This is a genomic window from Burkholderia oklahomensis C6786, assembly GCF_000959365.1.
In the GTDB taxonomy this organism is placed as follows: domain Bacteria; phylum Pseudomonadota; class Gammaproteobacteria; order Burkholderiales; family Burkholderiaceae; genus Burkholderia; species Burkholderia oklahomensis.
The window spans coordinates 4,024,156-4,045,256 of record NZ_CP009555.1 but is presented as its reverse complement, the minus strand read 5'-3'; the positions used below and the strand labels follow the sequence as shown (position 1 = coordinate 4,045,256).

Annotated in this window: 19 protein-coding genes and 1 tRNA gene; 12 read left to right on the top strand and 8 right to left on the bottom strand. The window is 66.4% G+C overall.

Going from position 1 to position 21,101, the window contains the following annotated elements:
- The first annotated feature begins 109 nt into the window (after window positions 1-109).
- Window positions 110-186 (top strand) — tRNA-Pro (locus BG90_RS17940).
- 314 nt (window positions 187-500) lie between these two features.
- On the opposite strand, the gene BG90_RS17935 is transcribed toward BG90_RS17940, so the two are convergent.
- Both BG90_RS17935 and BG90_RS17930 read right to left on the bottom strand, forming a co-directional pair.
- Complete coding sequence (locus BG90_RS17935; RefSeq protein WP_010115707.1) at window positions 501-1,703, bottom strand: DUF3443 domain-containing protein; 1,203 nt, start codon at window positions 1,701-1,703, stop codon at window positions 501-503.
- Window positions 1,704-1,713: 10 nt separating this feature from the next.
- Window positions 1,714-2,202 (bottom strand): DUF2844 domain-containing protein, encoded by a 489-nt coding sequence (locus BG90_RS17930; protein WP_045568260.1) that lies wholly within the window; start codon window positions 2,200-2,202, stop codon window positions 1,714-1,716.
- Window positions 2,203-2,501: 299 nt separating this feature from the next.
- On the opposite strand from BG90_RS17930, the gene bamC reads away from it, so the two are divergent.
- Both bamC and BG90_RS17915 read left to right on the top strand, forming a co-directional pair.
- Complete coding sequence (gene bamC, locus BG90_RS17925; RefSeq protein WP_025989841.1) at window positions 2,502-3,710, top strand: outer membrane protein assembly factor BamC; 1,209 nt, start codon at window positions 2,502-2,504, stop codon at window positions 3,708-3,710.
- A gap of 563 nt (window positions 3,711-4,273) precedes the next feature.
- Window positions 4,274-4,564 carry a putative quinol monooxygenase gene (locus BG90_RS17915; protein WP_010104130.1) on the top strand — a complete coding sequence of 97 codons (291 nt, stop codon included), beginning with the start codon at window positions 4,274-4,276 and terminating at the stop codon, window positions 4,562-4,564.
- A 49-nt stretch (window positions 4,565-4,613) separates the two neighbouring features.
- On the opposite strand, the gene BG90_RS17910 is transcribed toward BG90_RS17915, so the two are convergent.
- The 3 genes from BG90_RS17910 to BG90_RS17900 all read right to left on the bottom strand — a co-directional run bounded on the left by BG90_RS17910 (window position 4,614) and on the right by BG90_RS17900 (window position 6,260).
- Window positions 4,614-4,871 (bottom strand): hypothetical protein, encoded by a 258-nt coding sequence (locus BG90_RS17910; protein ID WP_010104128.1) that lies wholly within the window; start codon window positions 4,869-4,871, stop codon window positions 4,614-4,616.
- 149 nt (window positions 4,872-5,020) lie between these two features.
- Window positions 5,021-5,293, bottom strand: coding sequence for a hypothetical protein (locus BG90_RS17905; protein ID WP_010104126.1), 273 nt, complete (start codon window positions 5,291-5,293; stop codon window positions 5,021-5,023).
- Window positions 5,294-5,537: 244 nt separating this feature from the next.
- Window positions 5,538-6,260: a YdcF family protein gene (locus BG90_RS17900; RefSeq protein ID WP_010115704.1), complete on the bottom strand. Its 723-nt coding sequence runs from the start codon at window positions 6,258-6,260 to the stop codon at window positions 5,538-5,540.
- 199 nt (window positions 6,261-6,459) lie between these two features.
- Between BG90_RS17900 and BG90_RS17895 the strand changes: the two genes are divergently transcribed.
- Window positions 6,460-6,777: a hypothetical protein gene (locus tag BG90_RS17895; protein ID WP_010104120.1), complete on the top strand. Its 318-nt coding sequence runs from the start codon at window positions 6,460-6,462 to the stop codon at window positions 6,775-6,777.
- A gap of 162 nt (window positions 6,778-6,939) precedes the next feature.
- Here BG90_RS17895 and BG90_RS17890 read toward each other — a convergent pair whose 3' ends face one another.
- The gene (locus BG90_RS17890) at window positions 6,940-7,191 is read right to left on the bottom strand and encodes a hypothetical protein (protein ID WP_025989839.1); all 252 of its coding nucleotides are present in this window, start codon (window positions 7,189-7,191) and stop codon (window positions 6,940-6,942) included.
- 208 nt (window positions 7,192-7,399) lie between these two features.
- Window positions 7,400-7,801 carry a transposase gene (locus BG90_RS17885; protein WP_010104117.1) on the bottom strand — a complete coding sequence of 134 codons (402 nt, stop codon included), beginning with the start codon at window positions 7,799-7,801 and terminating at the stop codon, window positions 7,400-7,402.
- A 416-nt stretch (window positions 7,802-8,217) separates the two neighbouring features.
- On the opposite strand from BG90_RS17885, the gene BG90_RS17880 reads away from it, so the two are divergent.
- The 8 genes from BG90_RS17880 to truB all read left to right on the top strand — a co-directional run bounded on the left by BG90_RS17880 (window position 8,218) and on the right by truB (window position 19,298).
- On the top strand, window positions 8,218-9,120 hold the full coding sequence (locus BG90_RS17880; RefSeq protein ID WP_010104116.1) for a LysR family transcriptional regulator: 903 nt from the start codon (window positions 8,218-8,220) through the stop codon (window positions 9,118-9,120).
- Window positions 9,121-9,515: 395 nt separating this feature from the next.
- Window positions 9,516-10,868 carry an SMC-Scp complex subunit ScpB gene (gene scpB / locus BG90_RS17875; RefSeq protein WP_025989838.1) on the top strand — a complete coding sequence of 451 codons (1,353 nt, stop codon included), beginning with the start codon at window positions 9,516-9,518 and terminating at the stop codon, window positions 10,866-10,868.
- 62 nt (window positions 10,869-10,930) lie between these two features.
- Window positions 10,931-12,604 carry a 23S rRNA pseudouridine(2605) synthase RluB gene (gene rluB / locus BG90_RS17870; protein ID WP_045568259.1) on the top strand — a complete coding sequence of 558 codons (1,674 nt, stop codon included), beginning with the start codon at window positions 10,931-10,933 and terminating at the stop codon, window positions 12,602-12,604.
- Between the two features lie 304 nt (window positions 12,605-12,908).
- Window positions 12,909-13,370 (top strand): ribosome maturation factor RimP, encoded by a 462-nt coding sequence (gene rimP / locus BG90_RS17865; protein ID WP_010115699.1) that lies wholly within the window; start codon window positions 12,909-12,911, stop codon window positions 13,368-13,370.
- The gene (gene nusA, locus BG90_RS17860; protein WP_010115698.1) at window positions 13,367-14,842 is read left to right on the top strand and encodes a transcription termination factor NusA; all 1,476 of its coding nucleotides are present in this window, start codon (window positions 13,367-13,369) and stop codon (window positions 14,840-14,842) included. The genes rimP and nusA overlap by 4 nt, the downstream gene beginning before the upstream one ends.
- 91 nt (window positions 14,843-14,933) lie before the next feature.
- Window positions 14,934-17,858, top strand: coding sequence for a translation initiation factor IF-2 (infB, locus tag BG90_RS17855; RefSeq protein WP_025989837.1), 2,925 nt, complete (start codon window positions 14,934-14,936; stop codon window positions 17,856-17,858).
- A 105-nt stretch (window positions 17,859-17,963) separates the two neighbouring features.
- Complete coding sequence (rbfA, locus tag BG90_RS17850) at window positions 17,964-18,332, top strand: 30S ribosome-binding factor RbfA (RefSeq protein ID WP_010104092.1); 369 nt, start codon at window positions 17,964-17,966, stop codon at window positions 18,330-18,332.
- Between the two features lie 57 nt (window positions 18,333-18,389).
- Window positions 18,390-19,298: a tRNA pseudouridine(55) synthase TruB gene (truB, locus tag BG90_RS17845; RefSeq protein ID WP_025989836.1), complete on the top strand. Its 909-nt coding sequence runs from the start codon at window positions 18,390-18,392 to the stop codon at window positions 19,296-19,298.
- 226 nt (window positions 19,299-19,524) lie between these two features.
- On the opposite strand, the gene BG90_RS17840 is transcribed toward truB, so the two are convergent.
- Window positions 19,525-21,084, bottom strand: coding sequence for a DHA2 family efflux MFS transporter permease subunit (locus BG90_RS17840; protein WP_025989835.1), 1,560 nt, complete (start codon window positions 21,082-21,084; stop codon window positions 19,525-19,527).
- Between the last annotated feature and the right edge of the window lie 17 nt (window positions 21,085-21,101).

Genomic DNA, 21,101 nt, shown 5'->3' with positions numbered 1-21,101 from the left:
TGAACGAATACGAATGCATCGGTGCACGATCGTGGTGGCATGGCATCGAATGGAATTTGCATCTCGACAGTTCTATTTGCTCAAAGTGTCTGTTATACTTTCACGCTTTCGGGGCGTAGCGCAGCCTGGTAGCGTACCTGCATGGGGTGCAGGTGGTCGGAGGTTCAAATCCTCTCGCCCCGACCAGGATCGAACCCGCGTCAGTCTAGGCTGGCGCGGGTTTTTCTTTTGCGCGTGAGTTTTCAGGGCAAGCCTGGCGCCGTCGACGTCCGATATCGCGTGACGACGTGATTCACATGCGGCGTGTCGAATGCCGCGCAACGTCTCTTGTCAAAGCCGAGCCGAATGTCACGATCGGGGCGCACGTCGTTTCCAACGAGCGCCGTCGTCCAGACCTTTCACGCGCTTCTTCAGTTTCCGGTCCTATGCGATGAATGCGATGAGCACGCGGCTGGCGCGACGAGCAGGATGGCGGGAATGACCATGTGCGAGCGCCCGCGCTAGAACGCATAGTATGGCCCGGGTCCCGCAGGCGTCGGCCGCGTTTCGATCGCGGCATAGACGCTGCGTCCATAGAAGAACGGCAGTCCCAGATCGACGACGTTGCCGATCGGACCGGCAAGATCGTCGAACGCGAAATTGAACGTCGAGAACAGCACTTGCGAGCTGGCGACCTGGAACGTCGTCGCTTTCGTCGACGCGCCGTTGCCGCTGCTGAGCGCGATGCCGAAGGTCTGCGTGCTGCCCGGACAAAACCACGATCCGCATTGCGGCAGCGACGCATCCGCGAAGAAGATCCCGTTCGAGCCGCTGTCGAAGAACGTGCGCATGTTGGTGTTGCCGTTCAGTACGCTCGTCACGTAGGCGCCCGACGAGATCGTCGCGAGCGGCGTCGCCGAGCCGAGTCCGTTGTTCGCCTGCGTGCCGATGCCGAAGATCAGCGAGCCGTTGACCGTCGCCGAGCCGGTTGCCGGAATCGCCGGCAGCACGATCACCGAGCCGTTGTTGTCGCTCGTGAACGCGCCGACCGGATTCGCGATCTGCTGCGCAATCGGCTGCGCCGCGTTCGAGCATGCGCCGCTCGTCGTGCACGCGTAATACCAGCCGGACAACGCGGTATTCGCACACGCGGACCCGCAGTCGGTGACGAAGAGGCCGATGCCGAGAATGCCGTTCGCACGCAGCGTTCCTTGCGTTTGCATCGGCCCGGCGCTTTGCGTGCAGTCTGCAGGCGTGTTCGGCGTGCTTGGATCGGCGATCACCTGGATCGGAACGTTCGGCGCGACTTCGCCTGCGATCTTCACGTCGGCGCGGCGCACGGCGCCCCACGTGAAGCCGGTGCCGAACACCGCGCATGCGCCCGTGATCGGCGCGCCCGCGGCCGGCACGATCGGCAGCGCGACGCTCGACGGCAGTGCCGACGCGAGGATGCGCAAGCCATCCGAGCCGGTGTCGACCTGCACGTTGTCGATCGTCTGACATTGGCTCGTGTTCGGCACGCAGACGGTGACGGTCGTCATCAGCATGTTCGCGGCGCCCGTGACGCCCGCCGACACGGTGACGGGCTGCACGTTCGCCGCGGTGGACGGCGCGACCCCGTTTCCGTTCGTGTTCGGCGTCGTCGAGCCGCCGTCGCCGCCGCCGCCGCATCCGGCGAGCATTGCCGCGAGTGCGGCGATGCACCTCGCGATCTTGATGGTCATGGCCGCCTCCTTACTGCAGATCGTCGATCGACACGCCGGACGGCACCGCGCCGGGCAGCCACGCACGGCCGACGTACGCGCGCATGCGACCGCCGGCTTCGACGACGAAATCCGATTGCGCGACGCGCCCGGCATGGAGTCCCGTGCGGGCGCGCGCGTCCGTCGAGACGGCGTGGCTTTGGTAGGTCGCGAAGCGTTCGCCGAGAAGCTGCCGCAGGTTGGGCGACGTCGGGCCGTCCCACGTGTACGCGAAGACCAGTCCGGTGCGCGTCGCGTACTCGCGAATCGTCGTGCCGCCCGCGTCGACGTGGCTGCGCATCGTGACGGCGCCGCTGAACAGCGGGGGCGACGTTTGCGCGAACGTGCGGGCGGACGAGTTCGGGGCAGTGCTGCCGAGTTGCGATTGCGCGGCGGCGGGCGCGAGCGCGACGGCGGCGGCAACGAGAAGGACGCGCGCCAGGCGGCGCCGCGTGGGGGGGAACGACTTCTTGTTGTTCATGCGACTGCCCTCCGCAGGTGGATACGGTTGGGGTCACTGTCCAATCAATGATAGTGAGTCCCCGTGCGCGCAGAGGCTCGATTTTCGGAAATCGGATGCTCGTTATCCCTAGTCGGCAACGTGAATCGTCGCGGATCGATTCGACGTCGGCATGCGTGGCAGGGCGCGCGCGAGCAAGCGAAGAACGCGGCCGCACAAATAAGACCGTGCGCTTTTTGCACGGTCTGCCGCCGGACCGGTAAAATAGAAAGTTGACTCACGGAAAAGTCGCCGTGACCTAGTGGAAGGATTCCCTGAACATGACTGATCTTCGTCTTACCAAGCGGTTCGCAGCACTGCTTGCAACCGGCGTGTTCGTCGCCGGCTGCAGTTCGCCGTCGCCTACGAAAATCGACTACAAGAGCGATTCGAAATCGAAGGAGGTGTCGCTCGCGGTGCCGCCCAACATGCTCGACGAGACGCCGGATCAGCGTTCGCTGCCGCCGCAGGGCGGAGCGACCTCGCTTTCCAGCCTGCAGCAGGTCCAGCAGGCCGCGCCGCCCGCCGAGGCGGTCGCGCCCGCCGTGCCCGGCATGCGCATCCAGCGCGACGGCACCGAAAGCTGGCTCGTGATCGACGACAAGGTGCCTGCGCAAGTCTGGCCCCAGGTGCGTCGTTTCTGGCAGGAGCAGGGCTTCCTGCTCGTCGTCGAGCAGCGCGACAAGGGCGTGATGGAAACCGACTGGAACGAAACGCATCCGCAGATCAACGACGGCCTGATCCGCGGCGTGATTTCGAAGGCGATGGGCAACTCGTACGTGACGGCGGAGCGCAACAAGTACCGCACGCGCCTCGACGCGGCGCCGAACGGCGGCACGTACATCTTCATCAGCCAGAAGGGGATGCGCGAGGCGCTGACGGGCGCGAACAACGATTCGAGCAAGTGGGAGCCGAAGCCGAACGATCCCGGTCTCGAAACCGAATACCTGAAGCGCCTGATGGCCGTGCTCGCGCAGAACGATGCGCGCGTGAAGGCGGGCGGCGTGCCGATCACGGACGATGCGGCGCCCGCGAGCGGCGCGAAGGCGTCGAGCAGCAAGAGCAGGGATGCGGCGGCGGCGATCGCTGCGCAGAACGTCGCAAGCGCGTCGACGTCGCGCGGTCCGAGCGAAGCGGCGGTGCCCGACGTGCCGCCCGAAGTGACGCTTGCCGAGCCGTACGACCGTTCGTGGCTGCACGTCGGCCTCGCGCTCGATCGCGCGAACTTCACGGTCGACGATCGCGACCGCACGAAGGGCGTGTACTACGTCCGCTACGTCGATCCGAAGGATCTGAGCGTCGAGGAGCAGGGCTTCTGGAGCCAGTTGTTCCACGGCAAGAAGGAAAAGAAGGCGAAGCAGTACCTCGTCAACGTGAAGGCCGTGACCGAGGATCAGACTCGCGTCGCGATCGTCGACGACAAGGGCAATGTCGATGCGTCGGCACCCGCGCGGCAGATCATGTCGCTCCTCGTCAATCAGCTGCGCTGACGCTGCTGCCCGCGGCATTCGCCGCCCAGCCTGCGAAGCCCGCCTTTCGGCGGGCTTTTTTTCGCCCGCGCGGCCCGTTGCCGCAGATTCGAGCGTATGTGCGCGCACCTGTCGCACGCCCTGCGTGTTACGTAACGTCACCCCGTAACGAACGGAAGGAATGCGCGTTTTTGCCGAGTATTTGAGAATTAATCGTTAAAAATCAAATGCTTGCGGATTTGTTCTCGCTTGGCACGGAAGCTGCTCTGTCTATCGTCAACCAAGCAATCAGGGAGGACGCCGGAAAACAGCCCGGTTCGACTACGCGTGCCTCCCACCTAGTGTGGATGTCGACGTTTCAGGCAGTCGCCGTTACCGGCGAGCCGCCGTACTGGACGATGACCCGTGCATTCGCGCGGGTCTCGGTGGCCCCGTCGCCTATCCTCGTAGGGCGACGGTTTTGCCCGCGCTTCTCGTGAAGCGCGGGCTATTTTTTTTGCGGCGGTCGAGCGGGGATTCGCGGAAGCTCGTCTGCGCCGATTCGCGTATGCTGAGCCCTTTGTCACGCAGCAAAGGATGTCTGTATGTCCGAAGTCGCCGTCGTCGCGATCATCGTCGCAAAGCCGGGTGCGGAAGCGAAGCTGTTGGAACAGCTCGAGGGAATCGTCGGACCGACGCGCAAAGAAGCGGGCGCGTTGCAGTACGATCTGCACCGCGATCTTCAGGAGCCACGCCGTTTCATCTTCATCGAGCGCTGGACGAGCGAAGCCGCGCTCGCTGCCCATGCGCGATCCGCGCATATCGACGCGTACAAGCGTGCTGCGGCGGACTGGATCGAGAGTGCGGAGATTCGCGTCGCGTCGAAGATTGCGTAGCGAAGAGGGCGGGCCGCGCGACGCGCGGCCCGGCGACAAGCATCGGCGATCAGTGCGATGCGTTCGGGACGTCGAGGATCAGGATGATCGTCCAGTCGGCGTCGCCGTCGTGGTGGTACTGTCGCTCCGCGACGATGAACGGCTGCTGCTTGCCTTGCGGACCGAGGAAAAGCACGTCGCCTTCCATCGGCAGGCATTCGATCGGCGGCAGCGCGAGGAACGCGTCATCGGAGGCGCGCGGCATCAATTGCTTGATCTTGCGGGTCGCGGCCTCGGTCCATTCGATGTCCAGTTGGATGTTGCTCATTCGGTCCTCCGCACCGGAGTGCGCACGGTTGGAAAAGTTCGGTGCGCGACTTTAGCACAATGCGCGGCGCGCTCATTGCGGCGCGCCAATGAAAAAGCCGAACCCGGCAGATCCGGATTCGGCTTTCGCGCAAGCGGGGCGTGCCGCGCTTATTCGCTGGCGGCGCTCGCCGGAGCTGCCTTGGCGGCCTTCTTCGCGCCTTTGTGAGCAGCCTTCTTCGGGTGATGCTTGTGTTCGTGCATCGGCTTCGCTTCGGCGGCCGGCTCGGCAGCCTGTTGCTGCTGCAGCGCTTGTGCGCGTTGCTCGATTTCGGCGATCTTCGCCGGATCGGTGATCGTCTTGATTTCCGTGCTCTCTTGCGCATGGGCCGCGCCAGCCAGAGCCGACACCGAAACCAGGATAGCCATGGTCATCTTCTTCATTGCTTACCTCCGCTAAGTGGTGATGGACCCGAGTGTTGCCGATTTGTCTGGCGTCTGCAATCGAGTGAGCCGAGTTTATCAAAAGTGACGGATCAGTGCATTCGATTGCGTCATGGCGGTTGGCCGCGTGGATCGAGCGCAACAGTGAGGCAATCCGTCATCCTTGCGCAATCCACGTGCGCGGAACCGGTATCGGCGGCGGGGAGGCCGCGACGATCGGGCGCGCCGAAAACCGCGTGCGCCGCTAGAACCAGCCGAGACGGCGATACACATGGAATTGCGCAATGCCGAGGATTTCGTGCAGCGCCTGCTCGGCGTTGACAAGGTTGCCGGTGCGCGGCAGCCAGCCGAGCTGCGCGACCCGGCGGTTCGCGTAGACGGGCTGCGGCGCGATCCCGAACCGCGCGAAATCGAGGAGCGCGCGCCGCATCTGGTAAGACGAAGTGACGAGAATCAGATCATCGTAATGTTGGGCGCGTAATATGGCAGCAGTGAAGCGCGCGTTTTCGTAGGTCGTGTGGCTGCGCTGCTCGCGGATCAGGTCGCCGTTCGCAACGCCGCGTGCGAGCAGATAGCGCGCATACGTGTCTGCTTCGGTGATGCCGCGGAACTGCGGATCGCCGCCCGACACGACGACCGTGCAGCGCGCCGCCGTTCGTTGGCATGCCGAATAGAGTTCGGCGGTCTTGTCGATGCGGGCGAGCGCGTCGTGCGTCGGCGCCGCGACGCCGTCGCGGCGCTTGATGCCCGCGCCGAGCATCACGATTGCGGTGTTGCCCGTCATCGTCGGACGGGCGACCGGCCGTACGCCCGATTCCGCGAGCGCGACGAGCGGCGCGGCGAGCCAGCCGGACGCGATCAGCCACAAGAGCGCGACGCCCGCGACGAGTATCGCGATCGCGCCGCGGCGTTTGCGGCAGAGCAGAAAAACGACGAAGAGAAGTCCAAATGTGTTAAACAGAATCAATTTGATTGGGGTAAGGTAGCTTTTTGGGCACGGTTGACGATCTGTCCCCGCGTTGCGCGAACGAAGCGTCGGGGAGCGGGTCGGAAGGAGTGGAGGGATTATAAGGACCCCTCTTGAGCTGCGTGGCGGCGCCGGCGGGCGGAGACCCAGGCCGGCGGGGCCGCTTTGCAATGTCGCCGCACTTTAAGAAAGAATCGAGATGGCCACGTATTCCAACGAAGCAGTGCTCGACGCGCTGAGGCGTGTCCAGTACCGTCAGGTTCCTTGGGCGAGGCGTCCGGGTGTGTTCGAATACCTGCGTGCGCTCGGCTTGATGGATACGGTTCGGCAGAAGACTGTCGCACCTGCGCCCGGTTTCCACGCACCCGTCGATATCGCCGTTTTGACGGACAACGGCCGAGTCGAATTTGCACGGCTCGAGCGAGACGAGAGGCAGCCCGATTGGGATGCGCGTCGGACCGAAGATTACGCGCTTAGCGAAGCGAGCGCCGTGTCGATTCTCGAAAGTCGCTTGTAGCGCCGCGCGCGGCGCCGCATCCTCCGCACGAAAAAAAGCCCGTATCGCGAGGATACGGGCGGTACCGGGTACATTGCTGCTGCCACGCTGTGCTCATGGCAAAACTCTGACTCGGCGAGTGCCGAGCAGTTCCCGAGCATGCGGATTTTTCCCTTTGCCGCTTCAGTGATGGTTCGAATAGCTCGGCGGACGCTGCGCGTCATTGCGCGCGCGCGCATTGCTGGCGATGTCGCCGCGCAGGTCGCCGCGCGGCACGTTCGGTCGTGCGCCGGGTGCGGTTGCGCCCGCTTGCGAACGGGCGACTCGTTCCCGCTGTTCGTGCTGCTTCGGAGGAAATTGGTCGGCGTGCGAAGGAGCGGCGAGCGCCAGCGAAACGACAATGCCGCATGCCTTGAGAAGTGACATGGGTTTCATCGTTGGGAGCTCCCTTTTCAAGCCGTCGGACGGCTCGTTGATATATACCGGTAAGGTAAGCGGGGGAGCGAAGGCGCGCTGTAAATATTAGTAAATAGATGTATCGCTTGATCGCATCGTCAGGAGTCCGTGCGAAAAGACGGCCGTGCGCCGCGGCGGCGGGCGCCGAAAATGATTCTGGGCGGTCGGTGCCGCCCAGAAATCGAATTCATGCCATCTTGACGGGAGCGCGCCAGGATTCCGGATTGGTCCAGAACGCGCCGCGCAGACGATCGCGGCTCGGCGGTGCGGGCGGTTTCACCGCGCTCGCGCCGATGCGTCCGCGCAGCGAGATCTGGCGGCCGCTCGAGCCGAGGCGCTTCACCACTTCGGCGAGCGTGCCGTCGGCCTGCCATTCGTCGAAGCGTCGACGGCAGGTCGGCGGCGACGGATAGCGGCCGGGCAGCTTCGACCAGCCTTCGCCCGTCGACAGCACCCAAAGAACGGCGTTCACCACCGAGCGCGCTTCCACGCGGGGACGACCGCGGCGCTCACTGCGTGCGGGCTCGGAGCAGAAGAGTCCCTCGAGCAGCGCCCATTCGTTGTCTCTCAAATCGTCGAACAGCATCATGTCCTCACCTCAGCGAAGCTAACTCCGGTGCGCCGCCCTGCGCCGCGCACTCGTCGAGCACTCGATGCAACGAGTGCCGGGGGAGGCATCGGCTCCATGCAGCGGCGGACGTTGCGCGATCCGCCGCGAGAAGCCCGAAAGCCCGCAGCCCTGTGCGCCTGCTAATGCATGAAGCGTGCCACGTTGGCGACGACCACCCCAAAGCCGCCTGGCAGCGAGCTGACAGCCGCGTCAGCTAGGGGCGTATAAGACGCCAAAAAGACCGTCGAGCAAATAAGGACAATCACCAATCTTGTGCAGTCTGGCCCGTGAGACGTGCGTTTCAACCGTGTGCTGCACCGCACCGACACACGGCACGACATCGCGAGGACGCAATACAATCGCGCATCGATGCGTCCGATTGATGAGGGAATCCCATGAATATCACGCTCAGGCAGTTGCGCGTGTTCATCGAAGTCGCGCGGCTCAAGAGCTTCAGTCGGGCCGGCGACGAGATCGGTCTCACGCAGTCGGCCGTGAGCCGGTCCGTGCGCGAGCTGGAAGGCGAGATCGGGCTCAAGCTGATCGACCGCACGACGCGCGACGTGCAGCTGACCGACGTCGGCACGAATTTGATCGCGAGCGTGTCGCGCCTGCTCGGCGACCTCGACGACACCTTGCGCGAGATCCGCGAGATCGGCGAGCAGCGTCGCGGGCGCGTGATCGTCGCGGCGAGCCCGACGATCGCGTGTCGGCTGATGCCGCGCGTCGTCGCCGCGTGCGAGCAGCGCTTTCCGTTCGTCGCGCTCGGCCTGCGCGACGACGTGCAGAGCGACGTGCTGCGCAAGGTAAAGTCGGGGGAGGTCGATTTCGGCGTCGTGATCGGGCCGCTTGCGACGAACGACTTGATCGACGAACCGTTGATGACCGATTCGTTCTGCCTCGTCGTGCGCGCCGATCATCCGCTTGCCGCGCGCGATCGCGTGCCGTGGACGGCGCTCGCGGGTGAGCGGCTGGTGCTGCTCGACTACGCGTCGGGCAGCCGGCCGCTGATCGACGCGGCGCTCGCGACGCATCGGGTCGCGGCGAGCGTCGTGCAGGAGCTCGGCCATTCGGCGACGGTGTTCGGCCTCATCGAGGCGGGCGTCGGCGTGAGCGTGCTGCCGTGGCTGTCGTTGCCGTTGCCGGCCGGCTCGTCGCTCGTCGCGCGGCCGTTGACGCCGCGCGCGGAGCGTACCGTCGAGCTCGTGCGGCGGCGCGACCGCTCGCTGTCGCCGGCGGCGGACGCGGTCTGGGGGCTCGTGAAGGAGATGCCGGCGCGCGTCGAGGATCTGAACTGACGGTGCGCCGCGCTGCCGATTCGGCGTCTGGCGGGGGCCGGTCGTCGCAACGTTCGCCGCTGAGTCTGGATTGGGGGCGGATCGCCGTTCTCGCGCGCGGGCGCTCCGTCGGCGACTGTTTTCGCCGCCGCCGCCGCGCCGGAGATATGTCTTTTGCCGTACGTTCTTTGTCTTTACGCACCGGGTAATTTTGCGTAAGATGGCGCTCAGTCACGCGGTTCCCACTTGGTGCCGCGCTGTTCCGTCCGGTTTGGGTTGGGCTTGAGAGTAGGTTCGCCGCCCCCGGTTCGTGCTCCCATCAATATGACCGATCAGAATCGGGCGAGCGCGTCTTCCGTTCCTTTCGTCTGTTCGATTGATCCGGTTCGCTTGACCACAGGGTCTGACCTAGCTGCATGAATACCCAAGAGGCGAAAATCGTCCTCGAGACTGCTTTGATCTGCGCGCAGGAACCGCTGAAGCTCGGCGATTTGCGCAAGCTCTTTGCCGACGGCATGTCGGCGGACACAGTCCGAACACTGCTCGAAGATCTGAAACAGGAATGGACCGGGCGCGGCGTCGAACTCATCGCGCTCGCGTCGGGCTGGCGCTTCCAGAGCAAGCCGGCGATGCGTGCGTACCTCGACCGGCTGCATCCGGAGAAGCCGCCGAAGTATTCGCGGGCCGTGCTGGAGACGCTCGCGATCATCGCGTACCGGCAGCCGGTCACGCGTGGCGACATCGAGGAAATCCGCGGCGTCACGGTGAACACGCAGGTCGTCAAGCAGCTCGAGGACCGCGGCTGGATCGAGGTGATCGGCCATCGCGACGTGCCGGGCCGTCCGGCGCTCTACGCGACGACGAAGCAGTTCCTCGACGATCTCGGGCTGAAGGCGCTCGACGATCTGCCAGCGCTCGAGGAGCCGGCCGCGCATCTGGAGGCAAGCCTTCTCGCGCAGCAGGCGATCGACTTTCCCGACGATGCGCGGGGCGACGGCGGAGCGGTGGCGGGCGCATCCGATGTGGATGCGGGCGAGGCGGCCGCGCATGCTGCGGATCCGGCGGTTCGGCCGGACGAAGCCGTGGCGCCGGCTGACGTCGAGGCGGTGGACGCCGCGGCACGCGCGCCCGACGCGTCGTCCGAAGGCGTTGACGGCTCGACGGCACGGATTGCCGATCCGACCGATAATGACGAACGAGCCGATGTCGATGCGAGCGGCGATGCGGCGCAAGCTTCCGACGATGCCGATGCGTCGCAGCGAGTCGGCGGCGATGGCGGTGCATCCGAGCACGCTGCCGGCCGCATCGAAGCCGGCAAAGCCGTCGATTCGGCATCGGTCGCTGACGAAGACGTACCCGCGTCGCATGAGCATGTGGCGGCGCATGGCAATGCGCAGGATGCAGCGGACGCCGCCACGGCGCCGCATGCCGAGTCGGCCGGCCACGCCGTCGGCGAGCGCGCCGAATCGCCCGTGCCGGCGAACGAATACGCACACCCTGTCGCGCGGGCGGACGCAGCTCCGGCCGACGCGGCAAATGCAGCAAGCCGCGAGGCGGCCACCGATCCGGCGGCGGACCGAGCGATGAAGGAAGGCCAACGCGCGATCGGCGGCATCCCGCACGATGCCGAGCCGGTCCCAGCGCAGGCGGAGGAGGCGTTGGACGACACGTCCGACAGTCTCGCCGACGCCGTGCGCAGTGCAAGCGAGGCGGCCCCCGAGCGCGAGCTGCAGGACGACGACGAAGAGCCTGCGAAGCGTCGCGCCTGAGACGGGCGACCGAACCCTAGCCGTGCCCGCGACGGGCGCGAGACCTGACATTTGAGGTTGTTTTGACTGATACCCACGACATCGATTCGTCCGAATCCGCGCATGCCGTCGCGACGGCGCGCGCCGACGGCGCACCCGAGCAGTCCGCTCAGGATGCGGGCGGCGAAGACCGCCCGCGCCGCGGCTTGCGGCGCGGCCCGCGCAGCTTGATCGCACGCCGCCGCGCGGCAGCGAAGTCGAAGAACACCGACAACGCGGAGAGCGCCGAGGCGGCCGCGACCGGCGACGCCGATGCGGGCGCCGATGCCGCGAAGGCGCCGACGCGCGCGCCGCGCGGCAAGGACGCCGCGGCGAAGACGCCCCGCAAGCCGGCGGCCGGCAAGCGCGAGGGCGCGGCGCGGCAAGGCCAGGCGAAGCGCGGCGCGGCGGCTCCGGCGGCCGAGGCGGCTGCGCCCGCCGAGACCGGCCAGGACGATCTGTTCGCTTATGTGATTTCGCCGGCGTTCGACGCCGACAACAATGCGTCGGGCGGCGGCGTGCGCGCGCCGATGCTGCGCCGTGGCCGCCAGGCCCAGCCGAAGCGCGTGCTGTCGCCGGACGACGACGCGCCGAAGCTGCACAAGGTGCTCGCCGAAGCCGGGATGGGCTCGCGGCGCGAGATGGAGGAGCTGATCATCGCCGGCCGCGTGTCGGTGAACGGCGAGCCGGCGCACATCGGCCAGCGGATCATGCCGACCGATCAGGTCCGGATCAACGGCAAGCCGGTCAAGCGCAAGCTGCCGAACAAGCCGCCGCGCGTGCTGCTGTATCACAAGCCGACGGGCGAGATCGTGAGCCACGCGGATCCGGAGGGCCGCCCGTCGGTGTTCGACCGGCTGCCGACGATGAAGACCGCGAAGTGGCTCGCGGTCGGCCGGCTCGACTTCAACACCGAAGGCCTGCTGATGCTGACGACGTCGGGCGACCTCGCGAACCGCTTCATGCATCCGCGCTACAGCGTCGAGCGCGAGTACGCGGTGCGCGTCGTCGGCGAGCTCCCCGAGGCGTCGCGCCAGAAGCTGCTGCACGGCGTCGAGCTCGACGACGGTCCGGCGAACTTCCTGCGCATCCGCGACGGCGGGGGCGAGGGCACGAATCACTGGTATCACGTTGCGCTCGCCGAAGGGCGCAACCGCGAAGTGCGGCGGATGTTCGAGGCGGTCGGCCTGATGGTGAGCCGCCTGATCCGCACGCGCCACGGCCCGATCCCGCTGCCGCGCGGCCTGAAGCGCGGCCGCTGGGAGGAGCTCGACGAAGCTCAGGTGCGTCGTCTGATGGCGGCCGTCGGCCTGAAGGCGCCGACCGAGGAGAAGGGCAAGCGCGGCGGCGTGACCGAGCGCCGCCAGCCCGATCCGATGCAGACGTCGATGGGCTTCATCAATCGCGAGCCGGTGCTGACGACCCACGGCCAGCTCGACCAGCCGCGGCGCGGCCGTCGCGGTCCGGCGGGCGGCGGCTTCGGCGCCGGCGCGGGCGGCTACGCCGGCCTGCCGGGCTACGGTGGCGGCGGCGCGCGCCAGGGCGGCCGCGACGTCGACGGCAATCGCGCGTCCTACGGCGCGGGCGGCAACAAGCGCGGCGCCGGCAAGGGCGGCCGCAGCGGCAGTGGCAACGGCAATCGCGCCGAAGGCAACGCGGGCGGCGCACGCGGCGGCCAGCGCACGCCGCCGCAGCGCAATCGTACGCGGGGCCGCTGAGCGACGCGAAACGGCATTCGCAACTGCGCTCGCGTGTTGCGAATGCCCCGCGAAATCGCCGTTTCGGGCCGATTTCGCGGGGTGAAGCTTTGCGTTCGGGCCAAAAATCGCTATAATCGCGAAGTCGCTGGGCGTACGGATTCGATGTGTAGCTCAGGTGCGACCACCGGTAACAAGATGGGCGTTGCGCCCATTTTTTTTTGCCGAAACGGTTGGGCATCTCGGGTAGCGCTTCCTGCGCCGGCTAAGGCGCGCGTCTGCGGGTGAATCGCGAGGGGCGGGCGCGGACACCTGAGAGGACACTGTGCAACTGACGGAACTGATAGAAACAACGGTCACTGGGCTCGGCTACGAGCTCGTCGATCTCGAGCGCACCGGGCGCGGCATGGTCTGCGTCTATATCGATCAGCCCGCCGGCATTACGATCGACGATTGCGAGAAGGTCACGCGTCAGCTCCAGCACGTACTGACGGTCGAAAACATCGATTATGAACGGCTCGAGGTTTCGTCACCGGGGCTCGACCGGCCGTTGAAGAAGCTGGCTGACTTCACGCGTTTCGCGGGCAGCGAGGCCGTCATCACCCTGAAAAAGCCGCTGGACGGGCGCAAGACGTACCGGGGCATTCTGTACGCGCCGAACGGCGAGACGATCGGTTTGGAATTTGAGAGGAAGAAGGGCGAGGCGGCCATGCTGGATTTCACGCTGGCTGACATCGACAAGGCCCGCCTGATTCCGCACGTTGACTTTAGGAGCCGCAAACAATGAGTCGCGAAGTGTTGATGTTGGTGGATGCGCTGGCGCGCGAGAAGAACGTCGACAAGGACGTCGTGCTGGGCGCGCTCGAAGCAGCCCTCGCGTCGGCATCCAAGAAGCTGTTCGACGAAGGCGCCGAGATCCGCGTACATATCGATCGCGAGAGCGGTGAACACGAGACGTTCCGTCGCTGGCTCGTCGTGCCCGACGAAGCCGGCCTGCAGGAGCCGGATCGCGAGATCCTGCTGTTCGAGGCGCGCGAGCAGAAGCCGGATGTCGAGATCGGCGACTATATCGAGGAGCCGGTGCCGTCGATCGAGTTCGGCCGGATCGGCGCACAGGCGGCGAAGCAGGTGATCCTGCAGAAGGTCCGCGACGCGGAGCGCGAGCAGATCCTGAACGACTACCTCGAGCGCGGCGAGAAGATCATGACCGGCACGGTGAAGCGCCTCGACAAGGGCAACTTCATCGTCGAATCGGGCCGTGTCGAGGCGCTGCTGCGCCGCGATCAACTGGTTCCGAAGGAAAACCTGCGTGTCGGCGACCGCGTGCGCGCGTACATCGCGAAGGTCGACCGCACCGCGCGCGGCCCGCAGATCGAGCTGTCGCGCACGGCGCCCGAGTTCCTGATGAAGCTCTTCGAGATGGAAGTGCCGGAGATCGAGCAGGGCCTCCTCGAGATCAAGGCGGCTGCGCGCGATCCCGGCGTGCGCGCGAAGATCGGCGTCGTCGCGTACGACAAGCGGATCGACCCGATCGGCACCTGCGTCGGCATCCGCGGTTCGCGCGTGCAGGCCGTGCGCAACGAGCTCGGTGGCGAAAACATCGACATCGTGCTATGGTCGGAAGATCCCGCACAGTTCGTGATCGGCGCGCTCGCGCCGGCGGCCGTTCAGTCGATCGTCGTCGATGAAGAAAAGCATTCGATGGACGTCGTCGTCGACGAGAACGAGCTGGCTGTCGCGATCGGCCGCAGCGGCCAGAACGTTCGTTTGGCCAGCGAACTGACCGGCTGGCAGATCAACATCATGACGCCGGACGAATCCGCCCTGAAGCAGAACGAAGAGCGCGATGCGCTGCGCGGTCTCTTCATTGCGCGCCTCGACGTCGACGAGGAAGTCGCGGACATCCTGATCGACGAGGGCTTCACGAGCCTCGAAGAGATCGCCTACGTGCCGCTGAACGAAATGCTCGAGATCGAGGCGTTCGACGAAGACACCGTCCACGAGCTGCGCAACCGCTCGCGCGACGCGCTGCTCACGATGGCGATCGCGAACGAGGAGAAGGTCGAGACGGCCGCACTCGATCTGAAGAGCCTCGACGGCGTCACGTCCGAACTGCTCGCGAAGCTCGCGGAGCAGGGCGTGCAGACGCGCGACGATCTCGCGGAGCTTGCCGTGGACGAGCTGGTCGACATGACCGGCATGGACGAGGAATCCGCGAAGGCGCTGATCATGAAGGCGCGCGAACACTGGTTCCAGTGAGAAATGACCATGGCGCAATGATTTGCTGGCGGCCGGAAGGCCTGACCCGATGCTAACCGCAAGGAATTGGTCCTTGCACTAAGAGGAATGAATGGCGAGTAACAACGTAGCCCAATTTGCCGCGGAACTGAAAATGCCTGCTGGTGTGCTGCTCGAACAGCTGCAGGCGGCGGGCGTCCAGAAAGCGAGCGAGGACGATGCGCTGTCGGAGACGGACAAGGCGCGTCTGCTCGATCATTTGCGCAAGTCGCACGGCGCGACCGATGGCGACAAGCGCAAGATCACGCTGACTCGCCGGCACACGTCGGAGATCAAGCAGGCCGACGCGACGGGTAAGGCTCGCACCATTCAGGTCGAGGTGCGCAAGAAGCGCACGTTCGTCAAGCGTGACGACGTGAGCGAGACGGGCACCGACCAAGCACAGGCGCAGGCCGACGAGCAAGCCGATGCGGATCTGAAGCGGCGTGAGGAAGAAGCGCGCCGCGAGGCCGAGCTGCTCGAGAAGCAGGCTCAGGAGCTGCGCGAGCGTCAGGAGCGCCTCGAGCGCGAGGAAGCCGAGCGCCGTGCGCGCGAAGAGGCTGCCGAAGCCGAGCGTCGCCGCGCGGAAGAGGACGCCGCGACGAAGCGCGCGGCGGCCGCCGCGCAGGCCGAGGCCGTGCAGCAGGCCGCGGCCGCGCGCGAGGAAGCGCAGCGCGCGCAGACCCAGACCGAGCAGTCGACTCAGGAAGAGGCGCGCGCGGCCGCCGAGCGTGCCGCGCAGCGCGAAGCGGCGAAGAAGGCCGAGGATGCCGCACGCGAAGCCGCCGACAAGGCGCGCGCCGAGCAGGAAGAGATCCGCAAGCGCCGCGAAGCCGCCGAGGCGGAAGCGCGCGCGATCCGCGAAATGATGAACACGCCGCGCCGGGCGCAGGTGAAGGCGGTCGAACCGCCGAAGCCCGCGGAACAGCCGGCTGCGAAGGCGGCCGAGGCGAAGGGCACGCTGCACAAGCCGGCGAAGCCTGCCGGCGAGGCGGCGGCCCGTCCCGCGCCGAAGAAGCCGGCGGGCGCCGCACCGGCGCCCGCCGCTGCGCCCGCGGGCGATCGCGCCAAGAAGCCGGGCACCGGCAAGAGCGGCTGGCAGGACGACGCAGCGAAGCGCCGCGGAATCAAGACGCGCGGCGATTCGAGCGGCGGCGTCGATCGCGGCTGGCGCGGCGGGCCGAAGGGTCGCGGCAAGCATCAGGATAGCGCGTCGTCGTTCCAGGCGCCGACCGAGCCGATCGTGCGTGAAGTGCACGTGCCGGAGACCGTCTCCGTCGCGGATCTCGCGCACAAGATGGCGGTGAAGGCTTCGGAAGTCATCAAGGTGATGATGAAGCTCGGCCAGATGGTCACGATCAACCAGGTGCTCGACCAGGAAACCGCGATGATCGTCGTCGAGGAGCTCGGCCACCGTGCGGTCGCCGCGAAGCTCGACGATCCAGAAGCGCTGCTCGTCGAAGGCGAGACCAGCAGCGATGCGGAGCAACTGCCGCGTCCGCCCGTCGTCACCGTCATGGGTCACGTCGACCACGGCAAGACGTCGCTCCTCGACCACATCCGTCGCGCGAAGGTTGCGGCGGGCGAGGCGGGCGGCATTACGCAGCATATCGGCGCATACCACGTCGAAACGCCGCGCGGCGTCGTCACGTTCCTCGATACCCCGGGTCATGAGGCGTTCACGGCCATGCGTGCGCGCGGCGCGAAGGCGACCGACATCGTCATTCTGGTGGTGGCGGCCGACGACGGCGTCATGCCGCAGACGAAGGAAGCGATCTCGCACGCGAAGGCGGGCGGGGTGCCGATCGTCGTCGCGATCAACAAGATCGACAAGCCGGAAGCGAATCCGGATCGCGTCAAGCAGGAGCTCGTCGCGGAAGGCGTCGTGCCGGAAGAGTACGGCGGCGATTCGCCGTTCGTGCCGGTGTCGGCGAAGACGGGCGTCGGCATCGACGACCTGCTCGAGAACGTGCTGCTGCAGGCGGAAGTGCTGGAGCTGAAAGCACCCGTCGACGCGCCGGCGAAGGGCATCGTGATCGAAGCGAAGCTCGACAAGGGCAAGGGGCCGGTCGCGACGGTGCTCGTGCAGTCCGGTACGCTGAATCGCGGCGACGTGGTGCTCGCAGGCTCCGCCTACGGCCGCGTGCGCGCGATGCTCGACGAGAACGGCAAGCCGACGAAGGAAGCCGGCCCGTCGATCCCGGTCGAGATCCAGGGCCTGTCCGAAGTGCCGGGCGCGGGCGAGGAAGTCATCGTGCTGCCGGACGAGCGCAAGGCGCGCGAAATCGCGCTGTTCCGTCAAGGCAAGTTCCGCGACGTCAAGCTCGCGAAGCAGCAGGCGGCGAAGCTCGAAAGCATGCTCGAACAGATGGGCGAAGGCGAAGTGCAGAACCTGCCGCTCATCATCAAGGCGGACGTGCAGGGCTCGCAGGAAGCGCTCGTGCAGTCGCTGCTCAAGCTGTCGACCGATGAAGTGCGCGTGCAGATCGTGCACAGCGCGGTGGGCGGCATCAGCGAAAGCGACGTCAACCTCGCGACCGCGTCGAAGGCCGTCATCATCGGCTTCAACACGCGTGCGGACGCTCAGGCTCGCAAGCTCGCCGAGGCGAACGGCATCGACATTCGCTACTACAACATCATCTACGACGCAGTGGATGAGGTGAAGGCGGCGATGTCGGGCATGCTCGCGCCGGAGAAGCGCGAAGTCGTGACGGGCATGGTCGAGGTGCGCCAGGTGTTCAAGGTGCCGAAGGTCGGCGCGGTCGCGGGCTGTATGGTCACGGACGGCGTCGTCAAGCGCACGTCGTCGGTGCGCGTGCTGCGCAACAACGTCGTGATCTTCACGGGCGAGCTCGATTCGCTGAAGCGCTTCAAGGACGACGTGAAGGAAGTGAAGCAGGGCTTCGAATGCGGTATGTCGATCAAGAACTTCAACGATATCGTCGAAGGCGATCAGTTCGAAGTGTTCGAGGTCACGGAAGTCGCGCGTACGCTGTAACGTCAGCGTGACGGCTTGAATGGGCGGGTCGGGCTTGGGCCCGTCCCGCCCATTTTCATGAACGGTGTCGCGCGCAGCGCCGATCAACCGGATGACGGAATTACCATGTCTAAAAAACGCAGTTCTCCCAATCGCAACGTGCAGATCGCCGATCAGATCCAGCGTGATCTGTCGGAGCTCATCATGCGCGAGGTCAAGGACCCGCGCATCGGGATCGTGACGATCCAGTCGGTCGAGCTCACGCCCGACTATGCGCACGCGAAGGTCTATTTCACCGCGCTCACGGGCAATCCCGCGGACACGCAGGACGCGCTCAATCACGCGGCCGGCCATCTGCACAATCTGCTCTTCAAGCGCCTGCACATTCATACGGTGCCGACGCTCCATTTCCATTACGACCAGACGATCGAGAAGGCCGTCGCGATGTCGCGCCTCATCGACGAGGCAAACGCGACGCGCGCGAAGGACGACTGAGCATCGCACGAGCTTTTGCGCGCAGACCACATGACGACTGTTTCGCCTCGCCCCCGGATTCCGCGCCGCACGCTCGACGGCGTGCTGCTGCTCGACAAGCCGATCGGGCTTTCGAGCAACGACGCGCTGATGCGCGCCAAGCGCCTGTATCTTGCGAAGAAAGCGGGCCACACGGGCACGCTCGATCCGCTCGCATCGGGACTGCTGCCGATTTGCTTCGGCGAAGCGACGAAGTTCTCGCAGGATCTGCTCGACGCCGACAAGACCTATGAAGCGACGATGCGCGTCGGCGTGCGCACGACGACGGGCGACGCCGAAGGCGACGTGCTCGACACGCGCGACGTGGCCTGCGACGAGGCCGCGGTCGCTGCGGCGCTCGCGCGCTTCATCGGCGATATCGTGCAGGTGCCGCCGATGTATTCGGCATTGAAGCGCGACGGCAAGCCGCTTTACGAATATGCGCGCGCCGGCCAGACGGTCGAGCGCGAAGGGCGCACGGTGACGATTCGCTCGCTCGAGTGCCTGTCGTGCGCGCTGCCAGACGTGACGTTTCGCGTCACGTGCAGCAAGGGCACCTATGTGCGCACGCTCGCCGAGGACATCGGCGAAGTGCTCGGCTGCGGTGCGCATCTGACGATGCTGCGTCGTACCGGCGTCGGTTCGCTGACGCTCGAGCATGCGGTGACGCTCGATGCGCTCGATGCCGCGACGCAGGACGAGCGCGACGCACGGCTTGCGCCCGTCGACGCGCTGCTGTCGACGTTCCCGCTCGTGAAGCTCGATGCGGCGCTCACGAAGCGTTTCCTGCACGGCCAGCGCCTGAAGCTATCCGAGCTGGTCGCGCGGCCCGAGACGGACGAAGGCGCGCGCGTGCGCGTCTACGACGGCGGCGACCGGCTGCTCGGCGTCGCGCGTGCGATGGAAGGCGTGCTCGCGCCGGAACGGCTCGTCGTGACGGGCGCGTAGGCGCTAGGCGTGTAAGCGGTGGGGCCGGCCAGCGCCGCCCCGCACGCAAGGCGATGTGCGATACCGCGGGCGGACGACGGATACGCCGCCGCGCCACGCCGCATACGGGGACATGGCGCGCGATGTCAGCGAGATCGATGCATCGATACGACATCGGCCAAACGAAACGCCCGGCTCGAAGGCCGGGCGTTCCGTCTGGTGCGGCGCAAGCGGCGCGAGGCGCCGCTCAGTGCGCGGCCGACGCCGCCGCGCTCGAATCGCCGCCGCCCGCACGCTCGGGCTTCGTGATCCAGATGAGCGCGATCAGCAGCACGAAGATCGCGGCCGAGATGTAGAACAGGTCGTTCACGCCCAGCTGCGCGGCCTGCTGCGTCGCGAGGTTGTTGATGAGCCCGTGCGCCTGATCCGGCGTGAGGCCGAGCTGGCCCATCTGCGTGACCGCTTGATTGAACGTTGGGTTGTACGGATTCGCCTGTTCGACGAGCTGCGCGTGGTGGAAGTTGTTCCGGTGGTCCCACGCGGTCTGGAAGATCGACGTCCCGATGCCGCCGCACATGATCCGCACGAAGTTCGACAGGCCCGACGCCGCCGGAATCCGGTGGGCGGGCAGGCCGGACAGCGTGATCGACACGAGCGGAATGAAGAAGCCCGCCATCGCGATGCCTTGCACGAATGTCGGCGCCATCAGCGACCATTCGTCGACGCCCGTCGTATAGCGCGAGCGCATCCAGAAGCACAGTGCGAACGTCAGGAACGCGGCCGTCGCGATGTAGCGCGGATCGGTGCGCGACAGGAACTTGCCCGTGAGCGGCGACAGCAGGATCGCGAAGAAGCCGACGGGCGCCATCACGAGCCCCGCGTCGGTCGCCGTGTAGCCGATCTGCGTCTGCAGCCACAGCGGCAGCAGCACGAGATTGCCGAAGTAGAGCCCGTAACCGACCGACAGCGCGATCGTGCCGCCCGTGAAGTTGCGCATCTTGAACAGCGACAGGTCGACGACCGGGTGCTCGGCCGTCAATTCCCAGACGACGAAGAACGCGAACGCGATCAGCGCGGTGAGCGCGAGCACGACGATCGTCGTGGACGCGAACCAGTCGAGGTCCTTGCCCTTGTCGAGCATGACCTGCAGCGAGCCGACCCAGATCACGAGGAGCGCGAGCCCGACGCCGTCGATCGGCGCCTTGCGGACCGCCGACTCGCGACTGCGATAGATCATCCACGTGACGGCCGCGGCGGCGAAGCCGACCGGAATGTTCACGTAGAAGATCCACGGCCACGAGTAGTTGTCCGAGATCCAGCCGCCGAGGATCGGGCCGGCCACGGGCGCGATCAGTGTCGTCATCGACCACAGCGCGAGCGCCATCGGCGCTTTCGCGCGCGGATAGCTCGACAGCAGCAGCGCTTGCGACAGCGGGATCATCGGCCCGGCGACCGCGCCTTGCAGCACCCGCGACGCGAGCAGGAACGGCAGCGTCGGCGCGAGGCCGCACATCCACGACGAGATCACGAACAGGATGATCGACGCGAGGAAGAGGCGAACCTGGCCGATGCGCTCGGTGAGCCAGCCCGTGAGCGGCACCGAGATCGCGTTCGCGACCGCGAACGACGTGATGACCCAGGTGCCCTGGTCGGACGACACGCCGAGGTCGCCCGAGATCGTCGGGATCGCGACGTTGGCAATCGACGTGTCGAGCACGTTCATGAACACGGCGAGCGATACCGCGATCGTGCCGAGTATGAGCTGTCCGCCGGTGAGCGGAGGAAGGGGAGCTTGTGGCTGTGCCATGCTTCGTGGTCCGGCCG